Origin of the sequence: Verrucosispora sioxanthis (assembly GCF_010560025.1) — a bacterium.
Taxonomy (GTDB): domain Bacteria; phylum Actinomycetota; class Actinomycetes; order Mycobacteriales; family Micromonosporaceae; genus Micromonospora; species Micromonospora palythoicola.
This window is the reverse complement of record NZ_SAIY01000003.1, coordinates 599,625-622,538: the sequence shown is the minus strand read 5'-3', so window position 1 is coordinate 622,538 and position 22,914 is coordinate 599,625. Positions and strand designations below refer to the sequence as shown.

Here is a 22,914-nt window from a genome sequence, read left to right as displayed (position 1 = left end):
ACTTGGCGACTCTGCTGTAATCATCTGGCCTCGTACGCAGAGCGAGCGGACGGCTCCGATGTGTCGGTCAATTGTCACATTCATGCAACGCAGCCGCCCCTTGACCCTCGCATGGGCGCCGGGAAGCATCGATAGAGCGGCGTCCCGGGGCCGTGGGGAACACCCGGACCAGCCAAGGAGGACCATGTCGGTCAGCCCCGCTTCGTCGCGCGCCGGATGGCATACGTCCCAACCCGCGGTGCCCGGTCGACCTCCCGGCGGCCAGCGCCGTCCCGTCAACACCGCCGCTCCGGTGCTGACGGTCACCCTGTCCATCCCCCTGGCGTGTGAGGAGTCGCTGACGCCGGCCGCGCGTGCGTTGCTCGACGCGGCACGGGAGATGCTGGAGCGGGGCGAGGGAACCATCACCACCGTCGGTCCGGTGGTGCCGGAACGTCGCGCCGAGACCGTGCCGGCGGGCCGTACGCCGTCCCGGCAGCTCGCTCCGGCCATTCCCGCCCTGCACATCCTGGCCTCCTCCCGGTCGGTGCTGCGCGACGGCGAGCCGTTGCCGTTGACCAGGCTGGAGTTCGACCTGCTGCTGCACCTGGTCGCGAATCCCCGTCGGGTCTTCACCCGACTCCAGCTGCTCAACGCCGTCTGGGGTTACGAGCACGCCGGCGTACGCACGGTCGACGTACACGTGCGCCGGCTCCGCGGCAAGGTCGGCGTGGACGTTCCGCTGGTCACCACCGTCTACGGCGTCGGCTACCGGCTGGCCGACGACGCTCGGGTCACCCTCGACCGCACCGGCTGACGCCCGTCGCCGGCGCGCCGCCGGCCGCTCGGACGAGTCCGGTCGGACGCGAGGTGTGGTCACCGCCCGGGCCGGACCGCGGGGGAGTGCGGCGGCGGCGTCGACCAGCGGGCACCATGGTCGGATGCGGGTGCGTCCCATCTCACCACCGCTGCTGGTCGGCGAACTGGCCGAGCGGCTGGCCGGCGCGGTGTCGACCGGCCGGCTGCGGGTCGCGGTGGACGGCGCACCCGCAGCCCGCCCCGACCACCTGGCCGACGCCCTGGTCGATCCACTGCGCGCTCTCGGTCACCCGGTGCTGCACGTGCGGACCGACGATTTCCTGCGTCCCGCGTCGCTGCGTCTGGAACGGGGTCGGACCAACCCGGATTCGTATTACGAGGGCTGGGTGGATGAGGCCGGCCTGCGGCGCGAGGTGCTGGACCCGGCGGGACCGGACGGGCCCGGAAGGGTGCTGCCCTCGCTGTGGGACGCCCGAACGGACCGGGCCAGCCGGGCCGCCTACGTCGACCTGCCAGCCGGCGGGGTGGTGCTGGTCAGCGGGGCGTTCCTGCTCGGCGGTGGGCTGGCGTTCGACATGGTCGTACACCTGGAGATGTCGCCCGCCGCGCTACGCCGGCGCACCGACTCCACGCTGGCCTGGACCCTGCCCGCGTTCGACCGGTACACCGCCGAGGTTGCCCCGGCCAGCTTCGCCGACGTGGTGGTCCGGGTCGACGACCCACGTCGTCCGGCGTTCGTGGAATCCGGCGACGGGCCGGTTTGAGCCGTCGACGACGAGGGTAAACGCGGGGCTCACAGCGCCCGGGTGCGAAGACCTGGGTGGGATGACCGGGTGTGGACCGACCCGCCCGCGGTGACCGTACGGCCCAGGAAAGGCAGGCAGCGATGCTCGTCCACGACACGGTCGGCACCGGCCGATCGCAGGCGGAGACCGACCAGATCCGGCTCTCCCTGCAGGCCCGCCACGACGAGCTGACCGAGGAGTACCAGCAGGCGGTGCAGCAGAGCCAGGTGCTGCGACTGGTCGAGGTCGGCGACACCGCCGGCGACGACCAGGCCGACAGCGGCACCAAGACGGCCGAGCGGGACACCGCGCAGTCGCTGCTGCGGACCATCCTGGACCGTCGCGCCCAGTACGAACACGCCCTCGCCCGGCTGGCTGAGGGCACTTACGGCTTCTGCGAGGGCTGCACCGCGCCGATCCCGGTGGAGCGGCTGGAGATCTTCCCGTCGGCCACCACCTGCGTCACCTGCAAGCAGACGCGCGAGCGTCGGGCGGCCTGACCCGAGACGGTTGCCGGCCGGTCCGGGACACGGTGGACTCCACCCATGGGTGAGATCAAGGTGGGCACCGCGTCCTGGACCGACCGGACCCTGCTGGACTCCGGCTGGTACCCCCGGACGGCCGACACGCCGGAGAAACGGCTGGCCTACTACGCGCGCCAGTTCCCGGTGGTCGAGGTGGACGCCACCTACTACTCACCGCCGGCCGAGCGCACCGCCCGGCTGTGGGCCGAACGCACCCCGGCCGGCTTCACCTTCAACGTGAAGGCGTTCAGCCTGCTCACCGGCCACCCCACCAAGGTCAGCGCGATCTACAAGGAGCTGCGGCCGGAGACCGACAAGCGCAACCTCTACCCGGACGACCTGCCGCCGCAGGCCTACGAGGAGGTGTGGACCCGGTTCCTCAGCGCCCTCGACCCGCTGGTCGAGGCGGGCAAGCTCGGCGCGCTGCTGTTCCAGTTCCCGCCCTGGTTCACCATCCGACGCGACAACAAGCAGTACCTGCTGGAGGTGGCCCGGCGGTGTGCGCCGCTGCGCCCGGTCTTCGAGTTCCGGCACGCCTCCTGGTTCGACGGCGACAACGCCACCGAGACCCTCGACTTCCTGCGCGAGCACCGGCTCGCGTACGTCAGCGTGGACATGCCGCAGGGGCACCGCTCGTCGATCCCGCCGGTGCTGGCCGCCACCTCGGACCTCGCGGTGGTGCGCTTCCACGGGCACAGCGACAAGTGGACCAGCAAGGACATCCACGAGAAGTTCGGCTACCGCTACTCGGCGCGGGAACTCAAGGACTGGGCACCCAGGCTCCGTGAGTTGGCCGGCGAGACCGAACAGACCCACGTGCTGATGAACAACTGCTATCGCGACTACGCCCAGACCAACGCCCAGCAACTGCAGGCACTGCTCACCGAGTCCGGCTGACCGCCCCCGGGCCGGTTCTCACCCGGGTGGGGTGACGGCGACTCACCTGGTCCGTGCGCAGCATGGTGGCAGCGGCGCGGCGCTCGGGCGATGGTCCGTGCGGAAGCGACACCACGGAGGTGGTTGGCGATGACGGTTCGGGTGGCAGCGCACCGACGACGAGACGCGGTGCTGCACGTCGTCGGAGCGGCCGGGCACACCCGTCGGACGTCGCGGGTCGGATGGAGCAGTCCCATCCGGTACCGCCGCGGCCCGGTGGGTCCGCCGCGACGTCAGGACGACCGACGGTGGGAGACCGACCTACGGGGGTGGACAGATGGCTGAGCAGTTCCAGTCCGCGATCGAATCCTCGATGGACAAGACCAATCTGATCCTCAAGGACATCGAGCAGGCGTACGGGTGGCCGAAGGAGCAGCGCAACCAGTCGTACGCCGCGTTGCGTACCGTGCTGCACCTGCTGCGCGACCGGATGCCGGTGCAGGAGAGCGTGGAGTTCTCCGCCCAACTGCCGGTCGTGGTGCGGGGGATCTACTTCGACGGCTGGCAGCCGCAGAACGTGCCGATCAAGCTCAACCGGGACGACTTCCTCTACGAGGTCCGCCAGGGCTTCCCGTACGACGTGGCGGGCGGCCCGCAGCGGGTGGTCCAGGTGGTGCTGGACACGCTGCGCCGGCACATCACGCAGGGTGAGTGGGAGGACGTCAAGGCGACCATGCCCACCGACCTCGCCCGGATCATGCCCTGACCCGCGCCCGTGGCGACCCGCCCCGTCGTGGGGCGGGTTCGGCGCGTCCGGATCACCGGGCCGGCGGCTCGGGCACCCGGCTGACCCGGCGACCGGCACGTGCGGCCAGCCCGGCGAAGGTGGTCGCGTTCGCGACGGCCGCGCCGCCGGGGTCGTTGTTGAAGTAGACGTACGCCGTCTCGTCGTCGCCGAACGTCTCGGTCAGCCGGCGCACCCACGAGGCCAGTGCGGTGCGTCCATAGTGTGGCCAGGGGCGAGCCCGGCCCTCGTGCAGGCGCAGATACCCGAATCCCGCGGTCCGCCAGCGGGGGGCGATCGGCCGGCCGTGCCGGTCGGCCCACACCAGCGCGGCGTCGTGCCGTTCCAGCACCGTCCGGGTGGCGTCGGTCCACCAGGAGACGTGCCGTGGTTCCACCGCCACCCGCACCGACGACGGAAACAGCCGCAGTGTGGCGTCGAGCGCCGGTGGGTCGGCGCGCAGGGTCGGTGGCAGTTGCAGCAGCACCGGGCCGAGCCGGTCGCCCAGCGCCGTGGCCCGGCCCAGGAACCGGGCCACCGGCTCGGCGGGATCCCGCAACCGCTTGATGTGGGTCAGGTAACGACTCATCTTGACCGCCACGCAGAAGTCGCCGGGGGTACGCGCGCGCCAGGCGGCGAAGGTCTCCCGCTCCGGCAGCCGGTAGAACGCGTTGTTCACCTCGACCGTGGCGAACCGGTCGGCATAGTGCTCCAGCCAGGCCCGCTGGGGTAGCCCGCCGGGATAGAAGCGGTCCCGCCAGTCGCGGTACTGCCAGCCGGAGGTGCCGACCAGGATCACGATCGGCCCTACCAGAGGTCGAAGTGGAACACCTCGAACGAGGTGCCGTAGCGCACGCCCAGCCGGGCACCGACCGGCCGCGCGCCGCCCTCCAGGAACTCCTCGGCGTCGAAACTGCCGTCGCCCAGCCCGGTCAGGTACGCCTCGTGGGCCAGCAGCGACGCGACCCCCCGGTCGAACGTGTCGGTGGTGTCCACACCGTGCCCGGAACGCGGCGACGAGGCCGCCCACACCTGCCGTACCCGACCCCACGGTTCCAGGCCGTCGGCCAGCTGCTCGGGGAAGATCCAACGGTTGCCGGCGTCGCGGACCGCGTCCAGAGTGGCCCGGCCCACCGCGATGTGGTCGGCCTGGTTGAGTACGTCCGCCCCGTCCCAGGTGGCCCGGAAGTTGTTGGTGATGACGATCTCCGGGCGGTGCCGACGGACCACGGCGGCCAGTTCCCGGCGCAGCGGCACGCCGTACTCCAGCACCCCGTCGGGCAGGCCCAGGAACTCGACCGTGTCCACGCCCACCAGGGCCGCCGACTCCCGCTGCTCCTGCTCGCGTACCTCCCGGGCACGCGGCGGCGGCATCCCGTCGATGCCCGCCTCGCCGCTGGTGACCAGGCAGTAGACGACGTGTTTGCCCTGCCCGGTCCAGCGGGCGATGGCGGCGGCGGCACCGAACTCCAGGTCGTCCGGATGGGCCACGATCGCCAGGGCCCGCTGCCAGTCCTCGGTCACCGGCTCCAGTGGTTCGGTCATCGGCACCTCCGTCGCAGTGTTCGACCAATCCTGCCACCCGAGCCGCCGGCCCGCCCGCGACGGCGAACCGGTCATGCCGGATGGTTCGGACGATTACGGTGGGAGGAGGTGGGGTTAGAGAAGATCGGGAGCGGGGTACCACCCGCGGCAGGACGCACCCGACCAATGGCGGCGGGGGCGGGTCAATCCGAGGGAGCACTATGCCACTCAACGACGACGACATGCAGACGACCAGCGGCGGCGGGGCGGAAGGCCCGGCCGACGGCGGTGCCACCCCGGGCCAGCACGACGGTGGCGCGGACGGTAGTGCCGAGGGTCCGGCCGACGGCGGCGCCACTCCGGGCCAGCACGACGGCGGCGCGGACGGTAGTGCCGAGGCCCGGCCGACGGCGGTGCGACCTCGTCAGCAGGAGGACGGCGTGGCGCGACGGCGCGGCCCGGTAACGGATCGCTGGCGACGCATCTCGATCCGCCGGGCGGCCACGGCCGCCCGGCGGTCTCCGGCCGCCGTCCCCGTCCGACCCGGCGAGCCGGCCGAGCGGACCTCGGCCGCGGCCGCGTTGGCCCGCTGCGTCAGCGTGGAGGCGGCCAAGTTCGCCGCCGCACACTGGGGGCGTACCCCGCTGCTGTCCCGCGCCGTCGAACTGCCCAACCCGGACGGCTTCACCGACCTGCTCAGCCCGGCCGACGCCGACGAACTACTCAGCCGGCGGGGTCTGCGTACCCCGTTCCTGCGGGTGGCCAAGGACGGCCAGGTGCTGCCGGCGGCGCGGTACACCGGCGGCGGCGGCGCCGGCGCCGAGATCGACGACCAGGTCCTCGACGAGAAGATCCTCCAGCTGTACGCCGACGGCGCCACGCTGGTCCTGCAGGGTCTGCACCGCACCTGGCCCGCGTTGATCGACTTCACCCGGGACCTGAGCCTGGCGGTGCGGCAGCCGTTGCAGGTCAACGCGTACCTGACCCCACCGGACAGTCAGGGTTTCGCCACCCACTACGACACCCACGACGTCTTCGTGCTCCAGGTCGACGGCCGCAAGCACTGGCGGATCCACCCGCCGGTGCTGCCCGACCCGCTGGAGCGGCAGCCGTGGGGCGGCCGCGCCGACGAGGTCGCCGCGACCGCACAGGGAGCGGCCGCGCTGGACGTGGTCCTGGAGCCGGGTGACGCGCTCTACCTGCCCCGGGGGTGGCTGCACAGCGCCCAGGCGCAGGAGTCCAGCTCGCTGCACCTGACCGTCGGCGTCCGGGCGTTGACCCGGTACGCGCTCGTCGAGGAGTTGCTCGCGGTCGCCGAGGATCAGCGACTGCGGGCGACCGCCGTTCGGCACCGACGTGGCCGACCGACGCCATCGAACCGGAGCTGACCGAGACGGTCGAGGCGCTGCGGGAGTGGCTGTTGCACGACCCGGCCGACGTGGCCGCCCGGCTGCGGCAGCGAGTCTTACTGGCGTCGCGCCCGGCACCGATCCGCCGCTGGCCCAGGCCGCCGCGATCACCGCGCTGACCGCCGACAGTCGGGTCACCGCCCGGGCGGGCCTGCGCTGGCAGCTGGTCACCGAGGGCGACCGGGTGGCGCTGCGCCTGTTCGACCGTACGGTCACCCTGCCCGCGCAGTGCGGGCCCGCCGTCCGTGCCCTGCTCGCCGGCCCGCCGATCCGCGTCGGCGACCTCCCTGGCCTGGACACCGACGCCGACCGCCTCACCCTCACCCGCCGTCTTCTCCGCGAAGCCGCCCTCACCCCCGCCTGACGGCGCCGGGGCGGTCAGGGGAGGGGGAGGGTCAGCAGGAGCAGGGTGGTGGCGAGGCCGGCGACGACGACGATGAGGACGGGGCGGGGGCTGAGCACGGCGTGGCGGCGGTCGGCGATCAGACGCGCCGGTATCAGGCCCAGCACCGGACCGAGCAGCGTCACCACCAGGGCCAGCACCGGCAGACCGACGGCCAGGTCACCGTCGTCCCGGATACCCAGGGCGCGGACGACGGCGCCCAGCGCGTACGCCAGCAGCGCGCCGCCGACGCCGCACAGCGCCAGCATCGGGTTGACGTTGCCCGGCAGCTCACCGGGTTGACGGGTACGGCGCAACAGGTCGCGTACCCCGTCGAGCAGGGCGACCGTCGTCGGTGGCCTCCGGCGCGGGCGTTCGGAACGGTGCCCCGGCCCGTCGCCCACCGCCGGAGCCGGGGTGTTCAGCCCTGCCACAGCACCGCCACCCTCGGCGCCCACCCGCTCCTGCACCTCGCGCGCGGCCGCCAGCTTCCCGCTCGGCGCGGCTCACCTCGTGGGCGGACTCGGCCACTGCCCGGTCCGCTGCCGCGCACTGCTGCTCGTACCAGGTCCGCGCCTCCTCGCGCTGCTCCCGCACCCGGGCGGTCAGCTCGGCGAGCCGGCGCAACTGGGCCGCGTACGTCTGGCTGGTGACCGGTTCGTTCATCGGGCCGGTCCGTAGGGGATGATGGTCTGCCCGGTCCGGTGCACCGCCCGGTCGAAGAAGAGCCCACGCCACGGGCGGGGATACCAGTCCGGGCCACCACTGCCCGGGTACAACGACGGGCCCAGCTCACCGCCGTGGGTGTCGAGGGCCACCCAGGCGCCGATCTGATCGGTCCGCGCGCCGGTGCCGCCCAGGTCGGCGCGCATCCGGGCCACCCCGCGCCACCAGGCCAGCACGTGGGTACGCCGCTCGGGGCCGTCGTGCAGGATCCGGCGCAGGTTCTCCAGCCCGGTGGCCCGCCCGGTGCGTGCGGCCAGCGTCCCGGCCGCCGCGTCGACGGCGAACAGCAGCAGATAGTGCGGCGCACCGGTGGCACCGGGCGCACCCAGCGTCTCGGCGGTCTCGGCCATCAGTTCGGCCACGGTCTCCTCGTCGTACCAGGCGGCGTCGTCGGCGAGATCCTCGTAGAGGGCCCGGGCCGCCGGGTCGGCGTCCGGATCCAGGCAGGCGATCGAGAAGCGGGCGCTGCTGGGGCGGTGCTGCCGGGCCAGCGAGCGGGCCGCGGCGTCCAGCCGCGCACGCCTCGTCGACCCGGGCACCCAGGACGGCCAGGTTGCGGCGCCCGGTGCCCGGGGCAGGCGCAGCACCGCCGAGCGGGCCTGCACGTCACGATGATCTCGCCACAGCGACTGACCTCGGGGGGTACCGACCTCCGGCGCCCGCAGCGCCCGGAAGTCCGGCGCGTCGGCCAGCCGGGGCACGGCGTCGCCGTCGAAGAGGCGGGCGGGCGAAGCGTCGGCCGGACGCATCCGCCACAGCCGGTGTTGCAGGTCGCTCCACGTCTCCCAGTCGCTGGCCGAGGGGATCCGGGCCACCTGGTTGCCCTCGGTCAGACCCGACTCGGCGTTCACCACCGCGTGGAACTTCGGCAGCGACTGGGCGGCGTCGTTGCGTTCGGCGAGGATGCGCAGCGCCTTCGGCAGCGCGATGCGCAGGGTGAACTGGGCCACCAGCGCGGGTCGACCCCACAACGCCTCGATGCCGCGTACGTCCTGCGAGGCCAGCACCAGGTGGATGCCCTGGGAGCGACCCCGACGGGCCAGGTCCTCCAGCAGGTCGGCCGCATCCCGGGCGACCGCGTCCCGGCCGGCCAGCAGCATCTGGAACTCGTCGACCACCGCGACGATGCGCGGCCAGTGCCCGGTCGGGTCCACCGCGCGCAGCTCCGCCAGCTTGGTGACCTCGTGCTTCTTGGCGGCGTCCGCCCGGCGGCGCAACTCCTCGGCGAGGAACCGCAGCAGCGCCAGGCCGAACTCCCGGTCGGTGTTGACGTTGATGCCGACCAGCCGCATGTGCGGCAGCCAGCTCGGGTCCCGCCGGCCCTTGGCGAACCGGGCGAAGGACACCCCCTCCTTGAAGTCGAGCAGGTAGAACTCCAGCTCGGTGGGGGAGTAGCGGGCCGCGAGGGCCCCGATCCAGGCGAAGATCAGGTTGGTCTTGCCGGTGCCCGAGGGCCCGCCGATCAACGCGTGCGGCGGGTAGTCGCCGAGGGTGAGCTGCACCGGGCGGCCCTGCGGTCCCTCACCGATCGGCGCGGTCAGCCCGCTCGCCGAATCCTCCCGCCACATCTGGTCTGCCGGCGGCAGCAGGTCGGTGAACGGGGTGGGCGCCGGGCCGGCACTGACCACGGAGGCGATGTCCCGGCAGGTCTCGGTGACCAGGGCGGCCGGTGGGGGCGGGTCGAGCCGCACCGCCAGGCTGTCGATCCGGGCGCCGTCGGCGGTCACCGTCACCCGGGTGACCGCCGGGCCGTCGGGCACCGGCACACCCCGCACGATCAGGTGTACGCCGCAGGCCACACCGGCGCGTACCACCCGGTCGAGTTGGCCGCGCTCGTGCCGGGACAGTTCGTCGCCGCCGAGCAGCACCGCGACCCGCCACGGTTCCGGGCGTCGTCCCGTCGCGGCGGCCAGGTCGCGCAGCGACGCGTGCTCGCCGGCCAGGACGGTCTCGTTGATCCGGCGGATCTGTTCCACCAGGTCGTCCAGGAGCCGGCCCAGACCACCCGGGCCGACGAAGGTGAGAAACCCGGCCGGACCCAGCGGGGCGAATCCGGCCAGCCCGCCGCCGAGCCGGTCCGGGTCGTAGCCGACCAGCCGGACACTGCCGGGTGCCGCCTGGCCCAGGCTGCGCAGCAGCAGCGCGGCGACCACGGCCGCACAGCCGTCGGCGTCCCCGTCCAGCCGCACGTGCCCGGCGTCGAGCAGCGGCACCAGCGCCGGCACCGGTTCGGTGCCGGCCAGCCGGACGGTGCCGATCCGGGTCGCTCCCGGCGGTTCGGCCCGACCGGCCGGGGTGGACGCCAGTCCGGCCAGTCCGCCGAGCCCGCGCCGGGCGCCTCCGGGCGGCGGGCCTCGGCCTCCCGGGCCAGCACCGCTAACCGTGCCCCGTGCCGGGAGTCGATCTCGGCCAGGCGGCGGTCGCGTTCGGCGCCGACGCGCTCCGGCACGCCGGCGGCGGCTCGCCGCACCTGCACCGCCCGCTCGCGGGCGGCGGCGAGCGTGACCTGTGCCGTGGCCGACCGTTCCGGACGCGCCGAGTGCCTCGGCGAGCAGTTCCCGGACGCGGGTGACCAGCTGGTTGCGCCGGTCAGCCATCGATCCTGCGCCTCGGCCGGCCGCCGGATCCGTCGCTGGAGGTGGGCCGTGACGGTGCCCCTGACCACGGTCCGTCCCGGCGGTCCCCGGAACCGGTCGGCCGGGATGGCCGACCAGGCTGCGGCAGCCTGTCGGAACCGGCTCGCCGACCCGTCCGACCGGACGGCCGCCGGACGCCCTGCCGTTGTCGGTCCGTACCCCACCCGCGCCCTCGGCCGGCAGGTCGCGGCCGAGGCGGTCGAGCAGGACGCCGGTGAGCACGCCGGCGGTGACCGCCGGGTCGGCGGCGTGCGGCTGCTCGCCCTCGCCCCGGCGCGGCGGAGGCATCCGGCACACCCGGCTGAGCAGGGTGTCCAGCACCGGGGCCGGCAGGCCGGGAAGCAGGTCGCGGACCCGACCGTCCAGTTCGCGGTGCAACCGGGCGAGGTCGCCGCCGCGCGGCGGATGCCCGAGCAGTTCGCTGGCGAGGTCGCGCAGCAGCGGCGGGGCCACGGCGGCCAGGCCCAGGCCGACGTCGGCATGCGCGCCGCGTAGATCGCGGTGCAGTCGGTCGCGATCACCGGCCCGGACCTCGCGTACCACCCGGTGCAGCAGCTCCCGGGAGTCGGCGATGCGTTCGTCAGGTTGCTCCGCCGAGCCCTCCTGCCCGCCGGTCAGCTCGGCCACCCGCACCGACCACCAGCGACGCAGCCGCACCTCGCCCGCCGGCTCCGGTGCGGCGAGCACCGGTTCGGCCGCCCCGGGCGCGTCGTGCACCGGTCGCCGTTCGGGCTGCCCTGGGCCGGTGGCGCGCCGTCGGGGGCCAGCCCGATCGCGGCCAGGTACGCGGTCAGCTGCTCCTGGGCCAGCCGCAACGCGTAGCCGGCGGTCTCCGCGTGCTCGGTGGCGGCGGACAGCTCCGGTACCCCCATCGGGTTGGCCGACTCCTGACGCACCCAGCGCAGCCGCTCACTGGCCAGGCCGAACTTCTCCAGCGCCTGCCCGAGCAGGCCCAGCGGCAACTCCTCGGCGGCGGCGCGGACCTGCGCGCCGACCTCCTCGACGATGGACACGCCCGCCCCTACAGCGTCGAGACGTACTGCTGGGCCTGCTCGACCGCGACGAGTGTCGCGGCGAGGCACTCCTCCAGCTCCTGGCTGGCCTGGGTCAGCGACGCCTGCGCCGCCTCGACCGTGGTGTGGCCGCTGCCCTCCAGCGCCCCGGCGAGGGTCTGCTGCGCCTCGGCCAGTTTCTCGCCGGCGGCCTGCACGGCACTCTGGCCGTCACCGATCTGCTGAAGTGCGACATCGATGGCTGCCTTGAGCTCGGCGACGCTCGCCACGCGGAACCTCCTGGGGGCGGGGAGGACTCCATTAGAGCCTATGCCGGTAGGGGACGAAGCACGTGCCCTGTCAGTGTTCCTGCCCCGCTGACCGGTTGTCGACCACAGACGCTCCGGGTCCGATTCGTGGGACCGGTGGGCGGACGCTCACCGACCGCCACCGTCGGTCAGCCACCGTGGCCCGCGTACCTCCGCGCCGTACCCGGTGACCCGCTCCCGCAGCTCGCGGTCGGCCGTCACCACCACCCGTCGTCGCTGCCCGGCCCGGGCCACCAGATCGACCACGGCGTCGTCGCCGGAGCCGGCGGCGGACACCACGCGCACCCCCTCGACGCCGGGCACGTCCCGGGCCGCGCCCTCCACCACCAGCACCACCTCGACCGGTGGCGGCAGGTCCGGCGGCAGACCCCGGCCACCCAACGGGACCAGGGTGTCCCGTAGTCGGGCGGTGGCGCCGGCCCGGTCGCGCCACCAGCCGTTCGGGCGCGAGCCCACCACGTTTGCCGCGTCCACGATCAGCAGCGGTGTCGGTTCCATCCGCCCAGCCTGCCATCCGGTGGCCGCACCGGCTGGTTGGCCCTTCGTGGCGTTTGTCCGGCCGGTGCCGGGGTAGCCCGTGCCGACCGTCTCGCGCCCGACCGCGGAGGACAGACATGATTGGACCCGGTGACTTCGGCTCCGACCCGTGGGACGAGTTCCTGGCGCGCTACTTCGGTCGGGGCGAGGGCGGGCGACGCCCGGCGCACCGGGTCGACATCACCCGACTGATGACCGCGGACGCGCGGGAGATGCTCGCCGACGCGGCACGCCGGGCCGCGCAGAAGCAGAGCAACGACCTCGACACCGACCACCTGCTCTGGGCGGCCTTGCAGCGGGAGCCGCTGCGTGACCTGGTCCGGCGGGCCGGCGCGGACCCGGACACCCTGGTCAACGCGCTGGGTGGACGCGGTGACGGCGCCCCGCACGGCGAGGTGCCGCCGAACCTGTCGTTGACCCCGGCGGCCAAGCGGGCGCTGCTCGACGCGCACCAGTTGTCCCGCGCGATGGGCGCGAACTACATCGGGCCCGAGCACATCCTGATGGCCCTGCCGTTGAACCCCGAGTCGCCGGCCGGCCGGATGCTCGCCGCCGGCCGGATCCAGCCGGAGTCGTTGCAGGCCGCGAACGCCGAGCGGGGACCGGCGAACGGGCCGCGGCCGGACCGGGGCACGCCGACGCTCGACCAGTACGGCCAGGACCTCACCGACCTGGCCCGCAACGACCAGATCGACCCGGTGATCGGGCGCGCCGACGAGATCGAGCAGGCGGTGGAGATCCTGTCCCGGCGTACCAAGAACAACCCGGTGCTGATCGGCGAGGCCGGCGTCGGCAAGACCGCGATCGTGGAGGGTCTGGCGGAGAAGATCTGCGACGGCGACGTGCCGCAGACGCTGCTCGGCAAGCGGGTCATCCAGCTCGACCTGGCCGGCCTGGTCGCCGGCACCCGGTACCGGGGCGACTTCGAGGAACGGCTCAAGAAGGTGATCGACGAGATCCGGGCCCACCGGGAGGAGCTGATCATCTTCCTGGACGAGATCCACACCCTGGTCGGGGCGGGCGGCGCGGGCAGCGAGGGCGGCATGGACGCCTCCAACATGCTCAAGCCGGCGCTGGCGCGCGGCGAACTACGGGTGATCGGCGCGACCACCCTCGACGAGTACCGGCGCAGCATCGAGAAGGACGCCGCGCTGGCCCGGCGTTTCCAGCCGGTCTTCGTGCCCGAACCCACCGTCGAGGACACCGTGGCCATCCTGCGTGGGCTGCGGGACCGCTACGAGGCACACCACCAGGTGCGGTTCACCGACGAGGCGTTGGTCACCGCCGCCGAACTGTCCGACCGCTACCTCACCGACCGCTTCCTGCCGGACAAGGCGATCGACCTGATCGACCAGGCCGGCGCCCGGGTCCGGCTGCGTACCCGGACCCCCGACGCCGACGTGCGCGACCTGGAACAGCAGCTTGAGGAAATTCGGCGGGACAAGGAGCAGGCGGTCGCCGACGAACAGTACGAGCGCGCCTCCGCGCTGCGCGACCGGGTCGCCGAGCTGGAGAGCCAGGTGAACCGGGCCCGCGGCGACGACGGCAGCGGCAGCCAGGTGCCGGAGGTGGGGCCGGAGGAGATCGCCGAGGTGGTGTCCCGGGCCACCGGCATCCCGGCCAGCCAGCTCACCGAGGAGGAACGCGACCGGCTGCTGCGGCTGGAGGGCCAACTGCACGAGAAGGTCGTCGGGCAGGACGACGCGGTCACCGCGGTCGCCGAGGCGGTCCGTCGCTCCCGTACCGGCCTGGCCGACCCGAACCGGCCGATGGGCAGCTTCCTGTTCCTCGGCCCCACCGGCGTCGGCAAGACCGAACTGGCGCGGGCGTTGGCCGAGGCGTTGTTCGGTGAGGCGGACCGGATGGTCCGGGTGGACATGAGCGAGTTCCAGGAACGGCACACGGTCAGCCGGCTGGTCGGTGCGCCGCCCGGCTACGTCGGGTACGAGGAGGCCGGCCAGCTCACCGAGGCGGTCCGTCGGCGTCCGTACGCGGTGGTGCTGCTCGACGAGATCGAGAAGGCCCACCCGGACGTGTTCAACGTGCTGTTGCAGGTGCTCGACGACGGGCGGCTGACCGACAGCCAGGGCCGCACCGTCAACTTCAAGAACACCGTACTCATCATGACGAGCAACATCGGCTCCGAGTTGATCACGGGCGCGCAGCGGGCGGTCGGCTTCGGTGCCGGCGAGCCGGGCAGCGCCCAGGAGAGCGACGAGCTGCGGGAGCGGCTGATGCGCCGGTTGCAGGAGAACTTCCGCCCCGAGTTCCTCAACCGGATCGACGAGGTGATCATCTTCCGTCGGCTGGAGGCCGAGCAGCTGCGCCAGATCACCGAGCTGCTGCTGGAGGAGACCCGTCGCCGGCTGCACGCGCAGGACATCGAGGTGGACTTCACCACCGCCGGCATCGACTGGCTCGCCGAGCACGGCTACCAGCCGGAGTTCGGTGCCCGGCCGCTGCGCCGGGTGATCCAGCGGGAGGTCGACAACCACCTGTCCCGGATGCTGCTGGAACAACAGATCTCACCCGGACAGCGGGTCACCGTCGACGCCCGGGACGACCGGCTGGCCTTCGACGTGGCGGCCGGTCGGGGACAGGCCAGGGCGACGACCTCGCATCCCCGCTGACCGGAAGGGCACCGATGACCGAACCGGACGAGGCCCGCGAGGACGAGCGGACCGAGGCGATCCTGGCACCGCCGACGGCCAACCCCGCCCGGGTGCAGGTGCCGCCGGAGGGGCTGGGCGGGCAGACCGACGAGGGGCACCCGGAGGAGTCCGGGTCGCCGCCGGCAGAGGAGGGCTGATGGTACGCGAACAGCAACTCGACCCGGAGGTGGAAGTGCTCTGGGAGGACTTCCACGCCGAGGTCAACGTGCCGTCCGAGCAACTGCGACAGTGGCTGTTGACCCGCGGCTCCGGTGAGGCCGCGTTCGGCCCCGACCCGGACCTGAACCTGCCGGAGCCGGGCCGGCAGATCCTTGCCGTGCTGCGTAAGCGCAAGGTCGACCTGACCCCGGAGGACATCGAGGTGATGCGCGACGCGGTCGAGCGGATCCGCTCGCTGACCGCCGCCAAGCCCGGCCGGGGCAACGCCGACGACGAATGGCGACACAGCCTGCTCGACCTGGGTCACGACGTGCTCGTCGAACGCTGACCGCCCCGGGTCGTCCCCGGCGCTGCCGCACCGCGCCGGGGATACCGGCACGTCCGGCCGGGCTACTCGGCTTCGAGGCTGGCGATGGCCAGCCCGGCGGCGTCGGCGGCGGCCTGCCGGTCGGCGCGGGTCTGCTCCTCGCGGGTGAGCAGGTTGGCGTACTCGGCCAGGTCGGCCGGGTCCGGCACCTCCGGCAACCGGCGGAGGAAGGCTTCGCACTCCCGGACGGCGGCGGTGTGCGCGGCGGCGGCTCGACGGAGCAGTTCGCGCTCGTCGGCGGCGGGATAGAGGTCGGTCATACCCGCCCCTTACCCGCGCTCAGCCGGTTCGCACCCGGTGTGCCGTCACCACCGGCGCGGGTCGCCGGACACCGAACGCCGGGTTGCGCAGCAGCCAGGCCAGGTACGCCGGATGCGGCGCGAGGGCATCGGTGTACGCGACCAGGGCGGTCTCCAGCACCAGGTCGGCGGTGCGGGCGGCGGCGGACTCCGGATGCCAGCCCAGCATCAGCCGCCAGCGCAGCGGCGTGTCGACCAGCCGACGGGTCACCAGACCGGCCACCGGCCGGAAGGTGGCCTGGCACAGCGCCACCGCCTCACCGGCGTCCACCAGGTCGATGCAGCTGCGCACGTCGGCCTCGTACACCTTGCGTGGGGTGAACCCGGCGCGGGCGCAGGCGGCGGCGAAGCAGTCGCCGAAGCAGCCGTCCCCCGGCGCGGCCACCCACTGCTCGTGCCGCAGGTCGGCCAGGTCCACCTCGTCGCGCTCGGCCAGCGGATGCGTCTCCGGCAGCAGCACCATGACCGGGTCGACGGCGACCTCCCGCCAGCTCAACCCGTAGTCCGCCGACGGTGTCGAGTCGCCGCACACCCCGGTCAGCGCGTAGTCCAACCGGCCACCGGCGACCAACTGGGCCAGCTCGTCGACCGACCAGGAGGCGTGCGTGCTGATCTGCGCCTGCGGCTGCTCGGCGGCCAGCCGGTGCACCAGCCGACCCAGGATCGGGCTGTTCACCCCGCCGAACCGGTACCGGCGGGGTGCGTCGCCGGCGCCGGCCAACCGGGCCGCCTCGTCCTGCAGACCCTTCATCGCCGGCAGCAGCACCCGGGCCCGGGCCAGAACCAGCTCGCCGAGGGCGGTGGGCCGCGCGCCGCGCCGGTCCCGTTCGAACAGCGGCCCGCCGAGGGTACGTTCGATCCGCTGGAGCTGGGCGGTCAGCGCCGGCTGGGCCAGGCCGAGCGTCGAGGCCGCCTTGGTCACGCTCCCGGTCTCCGCTATGGCGCAGACCACCCGCAGGTGGCGCAACTCCAGGTTCATAGCGTGACGGTAGGGCCACGGCGCAGCTGGCGGTAGTGCCTGGACGGATCAACGACCGTGAACGTGTCGTGGGTCTCTCACCGAGGTGGCGGCTCGGTGAGCTCACCCAACTGGGTGTGCCGGCCGGCGAGGACGTCCCGAACCTTGTCGACCACCCCGACCGCCGGCTCGACGATCCGGTTCCACGGCGGGCTGTGCGGCACCGCCGGATGCGGGCGGGTCGGTGCCGCCTCCTCGGCGATCTCCAACCGGTTGCCGAGTCGGATCAGCTCCTCCTCGGTGGCGGCGGCGCAGAGCCGCTGCATCAACGGGTCGACCGCCCGGGCGTGCGCCTCGACCCGCGCGGCCACCTCGGGCAGGGCGTCGTCGGTCAGCCCCTGCAGGGTCCGCAGCAGCTCGACGTCGCCGGCCAACACCTCATCGACGAGAGGGTCCGCCCCCTCGACCGCGTGCCGGACGGCGGGCAGCAGATACTGCTCCTCCCCGGACAGATGCCGCGACACGGTGGCGACCAGGACGTCGCGGCCGTGTTCCGGGTCCGGCCCGGGCTCGATCAGCCGCCGGGCCAACTCCAGCAGCTGCCGGTGCTCCTCGGCGACGAGGTCGGCGATGCTGCGTCCCGGGGGCTGGTACTCCTCCCCGGGGGTGGGCGGCAGCGGCGGCAGGTGGACGGACATGGTCGCCTCCTGGGCGGGCGGGCGGAGCGACGAGGGGGCATCGGGCAGGCGCGGCAGTACCCGCGGTCGCCCGAACCGAAACCCTGGGCTGATATGAAGGCACGATGACGAGCGACGCCCACGCCGCCCTCCCCGCGCCGACCGACGAGGTCGTCGAGCTGTGCCGGGACCTGCTGCGCATCGACACCACGAACACCGGCGACAACGACACGAGCGTCGGCGAACGCGGCGCGGCCGAGTACGTCGCCGAGAAGCTCGCGGAGGTCGGTATCACCCCGATCGTCCACGAGTCCGCGCCCGGCCGGGCCAACGTGCTCGCCCGGATACCCGGCACCGATCCCGGTCGCGGTGCGTTGCTCGTGCACGGGCACCTGGACGTCGTACCGGCGGACGCCGACGAGTGGTCGGTGCACCCGTTCTCGGGCGAGCTGCGCGACGGCTACCTGTGGGGTCGCGGCGCCATCGACATGAAGGACTTCGACGCGATGGTCCTCGCGGTGGTGCGGCACTGGCAGCGTACGGGGGTGCGTCCGCCCCGGGACATCGTGCTCGCGTACACCGCGGACGAGGAGGCGGGCAGCGAGTACGGCGCGCACTTCCTGACCACCCGGCACCGCGACCTCTTCGACGGCTGCACCGAGGGCATCGGTGAGGTCGGTGGCTTCTCCTACACGGTGGACCCGTCGCGGCGGCTCTACCTGATCGAGACCGCCCAGAAGGGCATCGACTGGCTGCGGCTGCACGCCAAGGGCCGGCCCGGGCACGGCTCGATGCTGCACGACGACAACGCGGTCACCGCGCTGGCCGAGGCGGTCGCCCGGATCGGCCGGCACCGCTTCCCGGTGGTGGTCACCGACACCGTGCGCGCCTTCCTGGCGGAGATCTCCGAGGTCCTCGGCGTGGAGCTGGACCCGGACGACCCGGAGGCCGCCATCGCCAAGCTCGGCCCGATCGCCAACATCATCGGCGCCACCATCCGCAACACGGCGAACCCGACCCGGCTCGCCGCCGGCTACAAGGACAACGTCATCCCCGGCCGGGCCAGCGCCACCATCGACTGCCGCAGCCTGCCCGGCCAGTCGGAGCTGCTGGAGCGGCAGTTGCGCGAGCTGGTCGGCCCGGACATCGCCATCGAGTACGTCCAACGGCAGCCGGCGCTGGAGACCACCTTCGACGGCGACCTGGTCGCGGCCATGGCCGCCGCACTGCGCGCCGAGGATCCGGGCGCCCGGCCGGTGCCGTACATGCTCTCCGGCGGCACCGACGCCAAGGCCTTCGCGCAGCTGGGCATCAGGTGTTTCGGCTTCGCGCCGCTGCGGTTGCCGGCCGACCTGAACTTCTCGGCGCTGTTCCACGGCATCGACGAGCGGGTGCCGGTGGACGGACTACAGTTCGGCGTGCGGGTTCTCGACCGGTTCCTGCGCACCTGTTAGCCCGCGTCCGGATGGACGCGACATCCTGGATTCTTCGTGAAGGGGACGCCTCACATGACCGACCAGCACGGTGAGCTGGACGCCGCCCTCGAGCGCGTGATCGAAGCGGCCCGCCACCACCTGGCCGCCGTCCGGGCCGCGCAGGGCCGGATCGACGACGACGACGTCTGGCAGGCGTACGTCGCGCTGAACAACGCGTCGTTCGCCTACGACGAGCAACTCATGGACGCCTTCGGCGAGGTCACCCCGTGGGACGTCGAGTCCATCGACCCGGACGAGGCCGATCAGCGTTTCGCCGGTGGTGAGGGCGTCGAGTCGACCGACCCGCACCCGCAGGTGATCTCGGTACGCCAGCGCCGCGACTACCGGGTGCCGAGCGTCTCCGCGTTGATCCGGGTCGCCGAGGCGGCCCGCCGGGAGGGCGTACCCGGTGACGAGGAGGTCCCGCCGGTGGAGGGCGTCGGTGAGGCGGTGCTGGAGCTGCTGCAGAGCGGCGACGGTTCGCTGGGCGCGCTCGACGTGCCGGAGCTGGAGCCGCTCGACGGTGTGGTGATGGTCAGCGAGGTCGGCACCCCGGTCGACCTGGAGTCGTTCGCCGACGACGACCCGGTGGGCCCGTTCCAGCCGGGCGCCGACGATCGCCTGGTCGGCCGCCTCGACGAGCACCCCTTCCTGGAACTCGACGACGAGCACGACCACGTGCACTGACAGCCGTAGGCGCCCATCGGTCACCGGGCCGGCCGCAACGGTCGGCCCGGTGACCACCGCGCCGCCGACGGTCAGTACGACAGGCCCGGCTGCGGCTGGTTGACCCGCCGGCGACGCAGCACCACCTGCCGCGTACCGTCACGGAACAGCCGCACCCGGGCCAGTTCCCAACCGGAGAACTCCGCCTGGATCGCCAGCTGCGCCGCGGCGGTCAACCGGTCGACGTTCGGCGGCAACCGCAGCGGCGCGTATTCGTAGTCCATGTGGCCTATGCTGCCCAGCCGGACCCCCGCAGCGCCACCCTTCGGCGAGTGATGCTCAACCGTCGCGCTCCGGATAGCCGACCTCCAGCGCCGAGACGTCGTCCAGCGCCGTGGTGATCTCGTCGGGCAGGGTCATCCGTTCCACCTGAAGCGCACCGAGCAACTGCCCCGAGGTACGCGCGCCGAGGATCGGCGCGGTCACCCCCGGCCGATCCCGGATCCAGGCCAGCGCCACCTCCAGCGGGGAGACGCCGAGGCCGCTCGCGGCGGTGGCCACCGCCTCCACGATGCTGGAGCAGCGCGGCTCCAGATAGGTGGCGACGAAACGCTCGAAATGCGGCGACACCGCCCGGGAGTCCGCCGGTCGGCCGTGTCGGTACTTGCCGGTCAGCACCCCCCGACCAAGCGGGGACCAGGGCAGCACCCCCAACCCGAGCGCCTCGCAGGCGGGCAGCACCTCCCGCTCCACCCCCCGCTCCAACAGGGAGTACTCCACCTGGGCGGCGACCACCGGCGCCCGGCCCGGCCAGGCCGCCTGCCAGGCCGCCGCCCGGGCCGTCTGCCAGCCGGAGAAGTTCGACACGCCGACATAGCGCACCCGGCCACTGGCCACCGCGTGATCAAGGGCCGCGAGGGTCTCCTCCAGCGGGGTCTGCGGATCGTAGCCGTGCACCTGGAACAGGTCGACGTGATCGGTGCCGAGCCGGCGCAGCGAGGCGTCAAGCGTACGCAGCAGGTGCCCACGGGAGCCGTCCCGGCGCCGGGCTCCGCCCGGCCGAAGCCCCGCCTTCGTCGCGATCAGCAACTCCTCGCGAGGCACCAGGCTGCCCAGCAGCGAGCCGATCACCGACTCGGCATCGCCGTCGCCGTACACGTCGGCGGTGTCGATCAGGTTGCCGCCGGCGTCGAGGTAACTCTTCAACTGCGCGGCCGCGTCGTCGGCGTCGGTGTCCCGGCCCCAGGTCATGGTGCCGAGCGCGAGCCGGGAAACCGCCAGCCCGCTGCGGCCGAGCGGTCGCTGCTGCATGGGTGAACCTTATTTCGAACCAGGGCCGGACGGATATCCTCGCTCCCGTCGAGTCTGCCCGCGGATCGGGGTGAGCCGGTGATCGTCCCGGCCACCCGCACCGCGTAACCTGATGCGACTGCGGATGGGGGAGGACTCTGTGCGACTCGGGCTAAGCCTCGGATACCAGACAGCGTGGAGCACGCCGGCCGACCACCTGGCCCTGGCTCAGGAGGCGGACCGGCTCGGCTACTCGGTGGTGTGGGCCGCCGAGGCCTACGGCTCCGATTCGCCGAGCATGCTGGCCTGGATGGCCGGACAGACCGAGCGGATCGACATCGGCAGCGCGGTGATGCAGATCCCCGCCCGGACGCCCGCGATGACCGCGATGACCGCCGCCACGATCGACTCGCTCTCCGGGGGGCGGTTCCGGCTCGGCCTGGGGGTGTCCGGTCCGCAGGTCTCCGAGGGCTGGCACGGCGTCCGGTTCGGCAAGCCGCTGGCCCGCACCCGCGAGTACGTGGACATCGTGAAGCTGGCGGTGGGCCGCAAGGAGGTCGCCTACGACGGCGAGTTCTACACGCTGCCGCTGCCCGACGGCCCCGGCAAGGCCCTGCGGCTGGGTTTCCACCCGCCGCGCGAGCACATTCCGATCTACCTGGCCGCGGTGGGCCCGAAGAACCTGGAACTGGCCGGCGAGATCGCCGACGGCTGGCTGGCGGTCTTCTACGCCCCCGAGTTCGCCCAGGAGCAGCTGGCGGCGGTGCGGGCCGGTCGGGCCAAGGCCGGCAAGGAGCTGGCCGGCTTCGACGTGGTGCCCTCCGTGCCGGTGGTGGTCGGCGACGACCTGGACTCCTGCGCCGAGCTGGTCCGCTGGTACGCGGCGCTGTACGTCGGAGGCATGGGCAGCCGCCAGCAGAACTTCTACAACCAGTTGGCCACCCGGATGGGCTACGGTGACGCCGCCCGCGAGGTGCAGGAGCTCTACCTGGCCAAGCGGCAGCGCGACGCCGCGGCCGCCGTACCGATGGAGTTCATCGACCGGACCTCACTGCTCGGACCGAAGGAGCGCATCGCCGAGCGGATGCGGGAGTACGCCGAGGCGGGGGTCACCACCCTGTCGGTGACGCTCTTCGCCGCCGACCGTGACACCGGTGTGCAGACCCTGCGGACCGTCGCCGAGGCGCTGGACCTCTCGGGAGTCGGGGAGTGACCTGGATCGAAGCCATCGTCCTGGGCATCGTCCAGGGCCTGACCGAGTTCCTTCCGGTCAGCTCGTCCGGTCACCTGCGGATCACCTCGGCGATCTTCTTCGAGCAGGACGCCGGAGCGTCCTTCACCGCGGTCACCCAGCTGGGCACCGAGGCGGCGGTCCTGCTGTACTTCGCCAAGGACATCTGGCGCATCGGTCGGACCTGGGTGGTCGGCATCTGGGACAAGTCCGTCCGTGCCAGCCTGGACTACCGCATGGGCTGGTACGTGATCGTCGGCTCGATCCCGATCGGTCTCTTCGGCTTCCTGTTCAAGGACCAGATCCGCGAGACCGCCCGCAACCTGTGGGTGGTGGCCACCACCCTCATCGTGTTCGCCTTCGTGCTCGCGTTCGCCGAGTACTGGGGCCGGCAGACCCGGACCCTGCGCGACTTCCGGCTGCGCGACGGCGTGGTGATGGGGTTCGCCCAGGCGCTGGCGCTCATCCCCGGCGTCTCCCGGTCCGGTGCGACGCTCACCTTCGGTCTCTTCCTCAGCCTGACCCGGGAGACCGCGGCGCGCTACTCGTTCCTGCTGGCCATCCCGGCGGTGGTGATGTCCGGGATCTTCAGCCTCGGGGACGTGTTCGAACCGGCGGCCCCCGGCACGTCGGTGCCCACCGTCGCGCAGATGATCGTCGCCACGCTCATCGCCTTCGGTATCGGCTACGCGGCCATCGCCTGGCTGCTGCGCTACGTCGCGCACCACACGCTGTACATCTTCGTGCTCTACCGGGTCGCGGTCGGCACGCTCGTCCTGGCCCTGCTGCTGACCGGAACCATCAGCGCCACCTGAGCC

Annotated in this window: 22 protein-coding genes and 4 pseudogenes; 14 read left to right on the top strand and 12 right to left on the bottom strand. The window is 73.0% G+C overall.

Translation table 11 applies throughout. The annotated features are described in order from the left end of the window. The first annotated feature begins 184 nt into the window (after positions 1-184). The 5 genes from ENC19_RS12090 (at position 185) to ENC19_RS12070 (ending at position 3,749) form a co-directional block, all read left to right on the top strand. Positions 185-796 (top strand): winged helix-turn-helix domain-containing protein, encoded by a 612-nt coding sequence (locus ENC19_RS12090; protein ID WP_164447251.1) that lies wholly within the window; start codon positions 185-187, stop codon positions 794-796. 124 nt (positions 797-920) lie between these two features. After that, on the top strand, positions 921-1,562 hold the full coding sequence (locus tag ENC19_RS12085; protein WP_164447250.1) for a nucleoside/nucleotide kinase family protein: 642 nt from the start codon (positions 921-923) through the stop codon (positions 1,560-1,562). Between the two features lie 122 nt (positions 1,563-1,684). After that, complete coding sequence (locus ENC19_RS12080; RefSeq protein ID WP_093402778.1) at positions 1,685-2,083, top strand: TraR/DksA family transcriptional regulator; 399 nt, start codon at positions 1,685-1,687, stop codon at positions 2,081-2,083. A 45-nt stretch (positions 2,084-2,128) separates the two neighbouring features. Beyond that, positions 2,129-3,004, top strand: a complete 876-nt coding sequence (locus ENC19_RS12075) for a DUF72 domain-containing protein (protein WP_164447249.1) — start codon at positions 2,129-2,131, stop codon at positions 3,002-3,004. A 316-nt stretch (positions 3,005-3,320) separates the two neighbouring features. Next, on the top strand, positions 3,321-3,749 hold the full coding sequence (locus tag ENC19_RS12070) for a DUF2267 domain-containing protein (RefSeq protein ID WP_164447248.1): 429 nt from the start codon (positions 3,321-3,323) through the stop codon (positions 3,747-3,749). Positions 3,750-3,801: 52 nt separating this feature from the next. Here the strand turns inward: ENC19_RS12070 and ENC19_RS12065 are convergent, their stop codons facing one another. Beyond that, positions 3,802-4,566, bottom strand: a complete 765-nt coding sequence (locus ENC19_RS12065; protein ID WP_281604295.1) for a DUF72 domain-containing protein — start codon at positions 4,564-4,566, stop codon at positions 3,802-3,804. An 8-nt stretch (positions 4,567-4,574) separates the two neighbouring features. Next, positions 4,575-5,312 (bottom strand): PIG-L deacetylase family protein, encoded by a 738-nt coding sequence (locus ENC19_RS12060; protein ID WP_166458403.1) that lies wholly within the window; start codon positions 5,310-5,312, stop codon positions 4,575-4,577. Between the two features lie 200 nt (positions 5,313-5,512). Here ENC19_RS12060 and ENC19_RS29285 point away from each other — a divergent pair. Both ENC19_RS29285 and ENC19_RS12055 read left to right on the top strand, forming a co-directional pair. Next, positions 5,513-5,796 (top strand): annotated as a pseudogene (locus ENC19_RS29285) (hypothetical protein); the annotation flags it as partial. Next, positions 5,770-7,064 (top strand): annotated as a pseudogene (locus ENC19_RS12055) (cupin domain-containing protein); the annotation flags it as partial. The pseudogenes ENC19_RS29285 and ENC19_RS12055, both read left to right, overlap by 27 nt. A 14-nt stretch (positions 7,065-7,078) precedes the next feature. Here ENC19_RS12055 and ENC19_RS12050 read toward each other — a convergent pair. The 5 genes and pseudogenes from ENC19_RS12050 to ENC19_RS12030 all read right to left on the bottom strand — a co-directional run bounded on the left by ENC19_RS12050 (position 7,079) and on the right by ENC19_RS12030 (position 12,263). Continuing rightward, positions 7,079-7,748 (bottom strand): annotated as a pseudogene (locus ENC19_RS12050) (hypothetical protein). Next, positions 7,745-10,405, bottom strand: a pseudogene (locus ENC19_RS12045) (FtsK/SpoIIIE domain-containing protein). The pseudogenes ENC19_RS12050 and ENC19_RS12045 overlap by 4 nt, the downstream one beginning before the upstream one ends. Positions 10,406-11,058: 653 nt before the next feature. Then, positions 11,059-11,457, bottom strand: a complete 399-nt coding sequence (locus ENC19_RS31815) for a hypothetical protein (RefSeq protein WP_408058073.1) — start codon at positions 11,455-11,457, stop codon at positions 11,059-11,061. Between the two features lie 8 nt (positions 11,458-11,465). Then, positions 11,466-11,726 (bottom strand): hypothetical protein, encoded by a 261-nt coding sequence (locus ENC19_RS12035; RefSeq protein WP_092379879.1) that lies wholly within the window; start codon positions 11,724-11,726, stop codon positions 11,466-11,468. A 147-nt stretch (positions 11,727-11,873) separates the two neighbouring features. Next, positions 11,874-12,263, bottom strand: a complete 390-nt coding sequence (locus tag ENC19_RS12030) for an NYN domain-containing protein (RefSeq protein WP_164447246.1) — start codon at positions 12,261-12,263, stop codon at positions 11,874-11,876. A 116-nt stretch (positions 12,264-12,379) separates the two neighbouring features. On the opposite strand from ENC19_RS12030, the gene ENC19_RS12025 reads away from it, so the two are divergent. Genes ENC19_RS12025 through ENC19_RS12020 form a run of 3 tightly spaced genes read left to right on the top strand, consistent with a single transcriptional unit; the run spans position 12,380 to position 15,461 of the window. After that, positions 12,380-14,932: an ATP-dependent Clp protease ATP-binding subunit gene (locus ENC19_RS12025; RefSeq protein ID WP_164447245.1), complete on the top strand. Its 2,553-nt coding sequence runs from the start codon at positions 12,380-12,382 to the stop codon at positions 14,930-14,932. A gap of 14 nt (positions 14,933-14,946) precedes the next feature. Then, positions 14,947-15,111, top strand: a complete 165-nt coding sequence (locus ENC19_RS29280; RefSeq protein WP_166458402.1) for a hypothetical protein — start codon at positions 14,947-14,949, stop codon at positions 15,109-15,111. After that, on the top strand, positions 15,111-15,461 hold the full coding sequence (locus tag ENC19_RS12020; RefSeq protein ID WP_164447244.1) for a DUF3140 domain-containing protein: 351 nt from the start codon (positions 15,111-15,113) through the stop codon (positions 15,459-15,461). The genes ENC19_RS29280 and ENC19_RS12020 overlap by 1 nt, the downstream gene beginning before the upstream one ends. A 62-nt stretch (positions 15,462-15,523) precedes the next feature. Here ENC19_RS12020 and ENC19_RS12015 read toward each other — a convergent pair whose 3' ends face one another. The 3 genes from ENC19_RS12015 to ENC19_RS12005 all read right to left on the bottom strand — a co-directional run bounded on the left by ENC19_RS12015 (position 15,524) and on the right by ENC19_RS12005 (position 17,455). After that, entirely contained in the window at positions 15,524-15,760 is a 237-nt protein-coding gene (locus ENC19_RS12015; RefSeq protein ID WP_164447243.1) for a hypothetical protein, read from the bottom strand. Positions 15,761-15,779: 19 nt separating this feature from the next. Next, positions 15,780-16,778 carry a LysR family transcriptional regulator gene (locus ENC19_RS12010; protein WP_164447242.1) on the bottom strand — a complete coding sequence of 333 codons (999 nt, stop codon included), beginning with the start codon at positions 16,776-16,778 and terminating at the stop codon, positions 15,780-15,782. A gap of 77 nt (positions 16,779-16,855) precedes the next feature. Continuing rightward, positions 16,856-17,455 carry a hemerythrin domain-containing protein gene (locus ENC19_RS12005; RefSeq protein WP_164447241.1) on the bottom strand — a complete coding sequence of 200 codons (600 nt, stop codon included), beginning with the start codon at positions 17,453-17,455 and terminating at the stop codon, positions 16,856-16,858. A 104-nt stretch (positions 17,456-17,559) separates the two neighbouring features. Here ENC19_RS12005 and ENC19_RS12000 point away from each other — a divergent pair, with 104 nt between their 5' ends. Both ENC19_RS12000 and ENC19_RS11995 read left to right on the top strand, forming a co-directional pair. Then, on the top strand, positions 17,560-18,888 hold the full coding sequence (locus ENC19_RS12000; protein ID WP_164447240.1) for a M20/M25/M40 family metallo-hydrolase: 1,329 nt from the start codon (positions 17,560-17,562) through the stop codon (positions 18,886-18,888). A gap of 54 nt (positions 18,889-18,942) precedes the next feature. Beyond that, positions 18,943-19,596 (top strand): hypothetical protein, encoded by a 654-nt coding sequence (locus tag ENC19_RS11995; protein WP_164447239.1) that lies wholly within the window; start codon positions 18,943-18,945, stop codon positions 19,594-19,596. 71 nt (positions 19,597-19,667) lie between these two features. On the opposite strand, the gene ENC19_RS11990 is transcribed toward ENC19_RS11995, so the two are convergent. Both ENC19_RS11990 and ENC19_RS11985 read right to left on the bottom strand, forming a co-directional pair. Further along, a complete protein-coding gene (locus ENC19_RS11990) occupies positions 19,668-19,859 on the bottom strand; it encodes a DUF5703 family protein (protein ID WP_053655860.1) in 192 nt (63 codons plus the stop codon). A 55-nt stretch (positions 19,860-19,914) separates the two neighbouring features. Continuing rightward, on the bottom strand, positions 19,915-20,886 hold the full coding sequence (locus ENC19_RS11985; RefSeq protein ID WP_164447238.1) for an aldo/keto reductase: 972 nt from the start codon (positions 20,884-20,886) through the stop codon (positions 19,915-19,917). Between the two features lie 139 nt (positions 20,887-21,025). Between ENC19_RS11985 and ENC19_RS11980 the strand changes: the two genes are divergently transcribed. Together ENC19_RS11980 and ENC19_RS11975 are read left to right on the top strand one after the other, a co-directional pair. Then, a complete protein-coding gene (locus ENC19_RS11980) occupies positions 21,026-22,078 on the top strand; it encodes an LLM class F420-dependent oxidoreductase (RefSeq protein WP_164447237.1) in 1,053 nt (350 codons plus the stop codon). Then, entirely contained in the window at positions 22,075-22,911 is an 837-nt protein-coding gene (locus tag ENC19_RS11975) for an undecaprenyl-diphosphate phosphatase (protein ID WP_164447236.1), read from the top strand. Before ENC19_RS11980 ends, ENC19_RS11975 begins: the two co-directional genes overlap by 4 nt. The last annotated feature ends 3 nt before the right edge of the window (positions 22,912-22,914 follow it).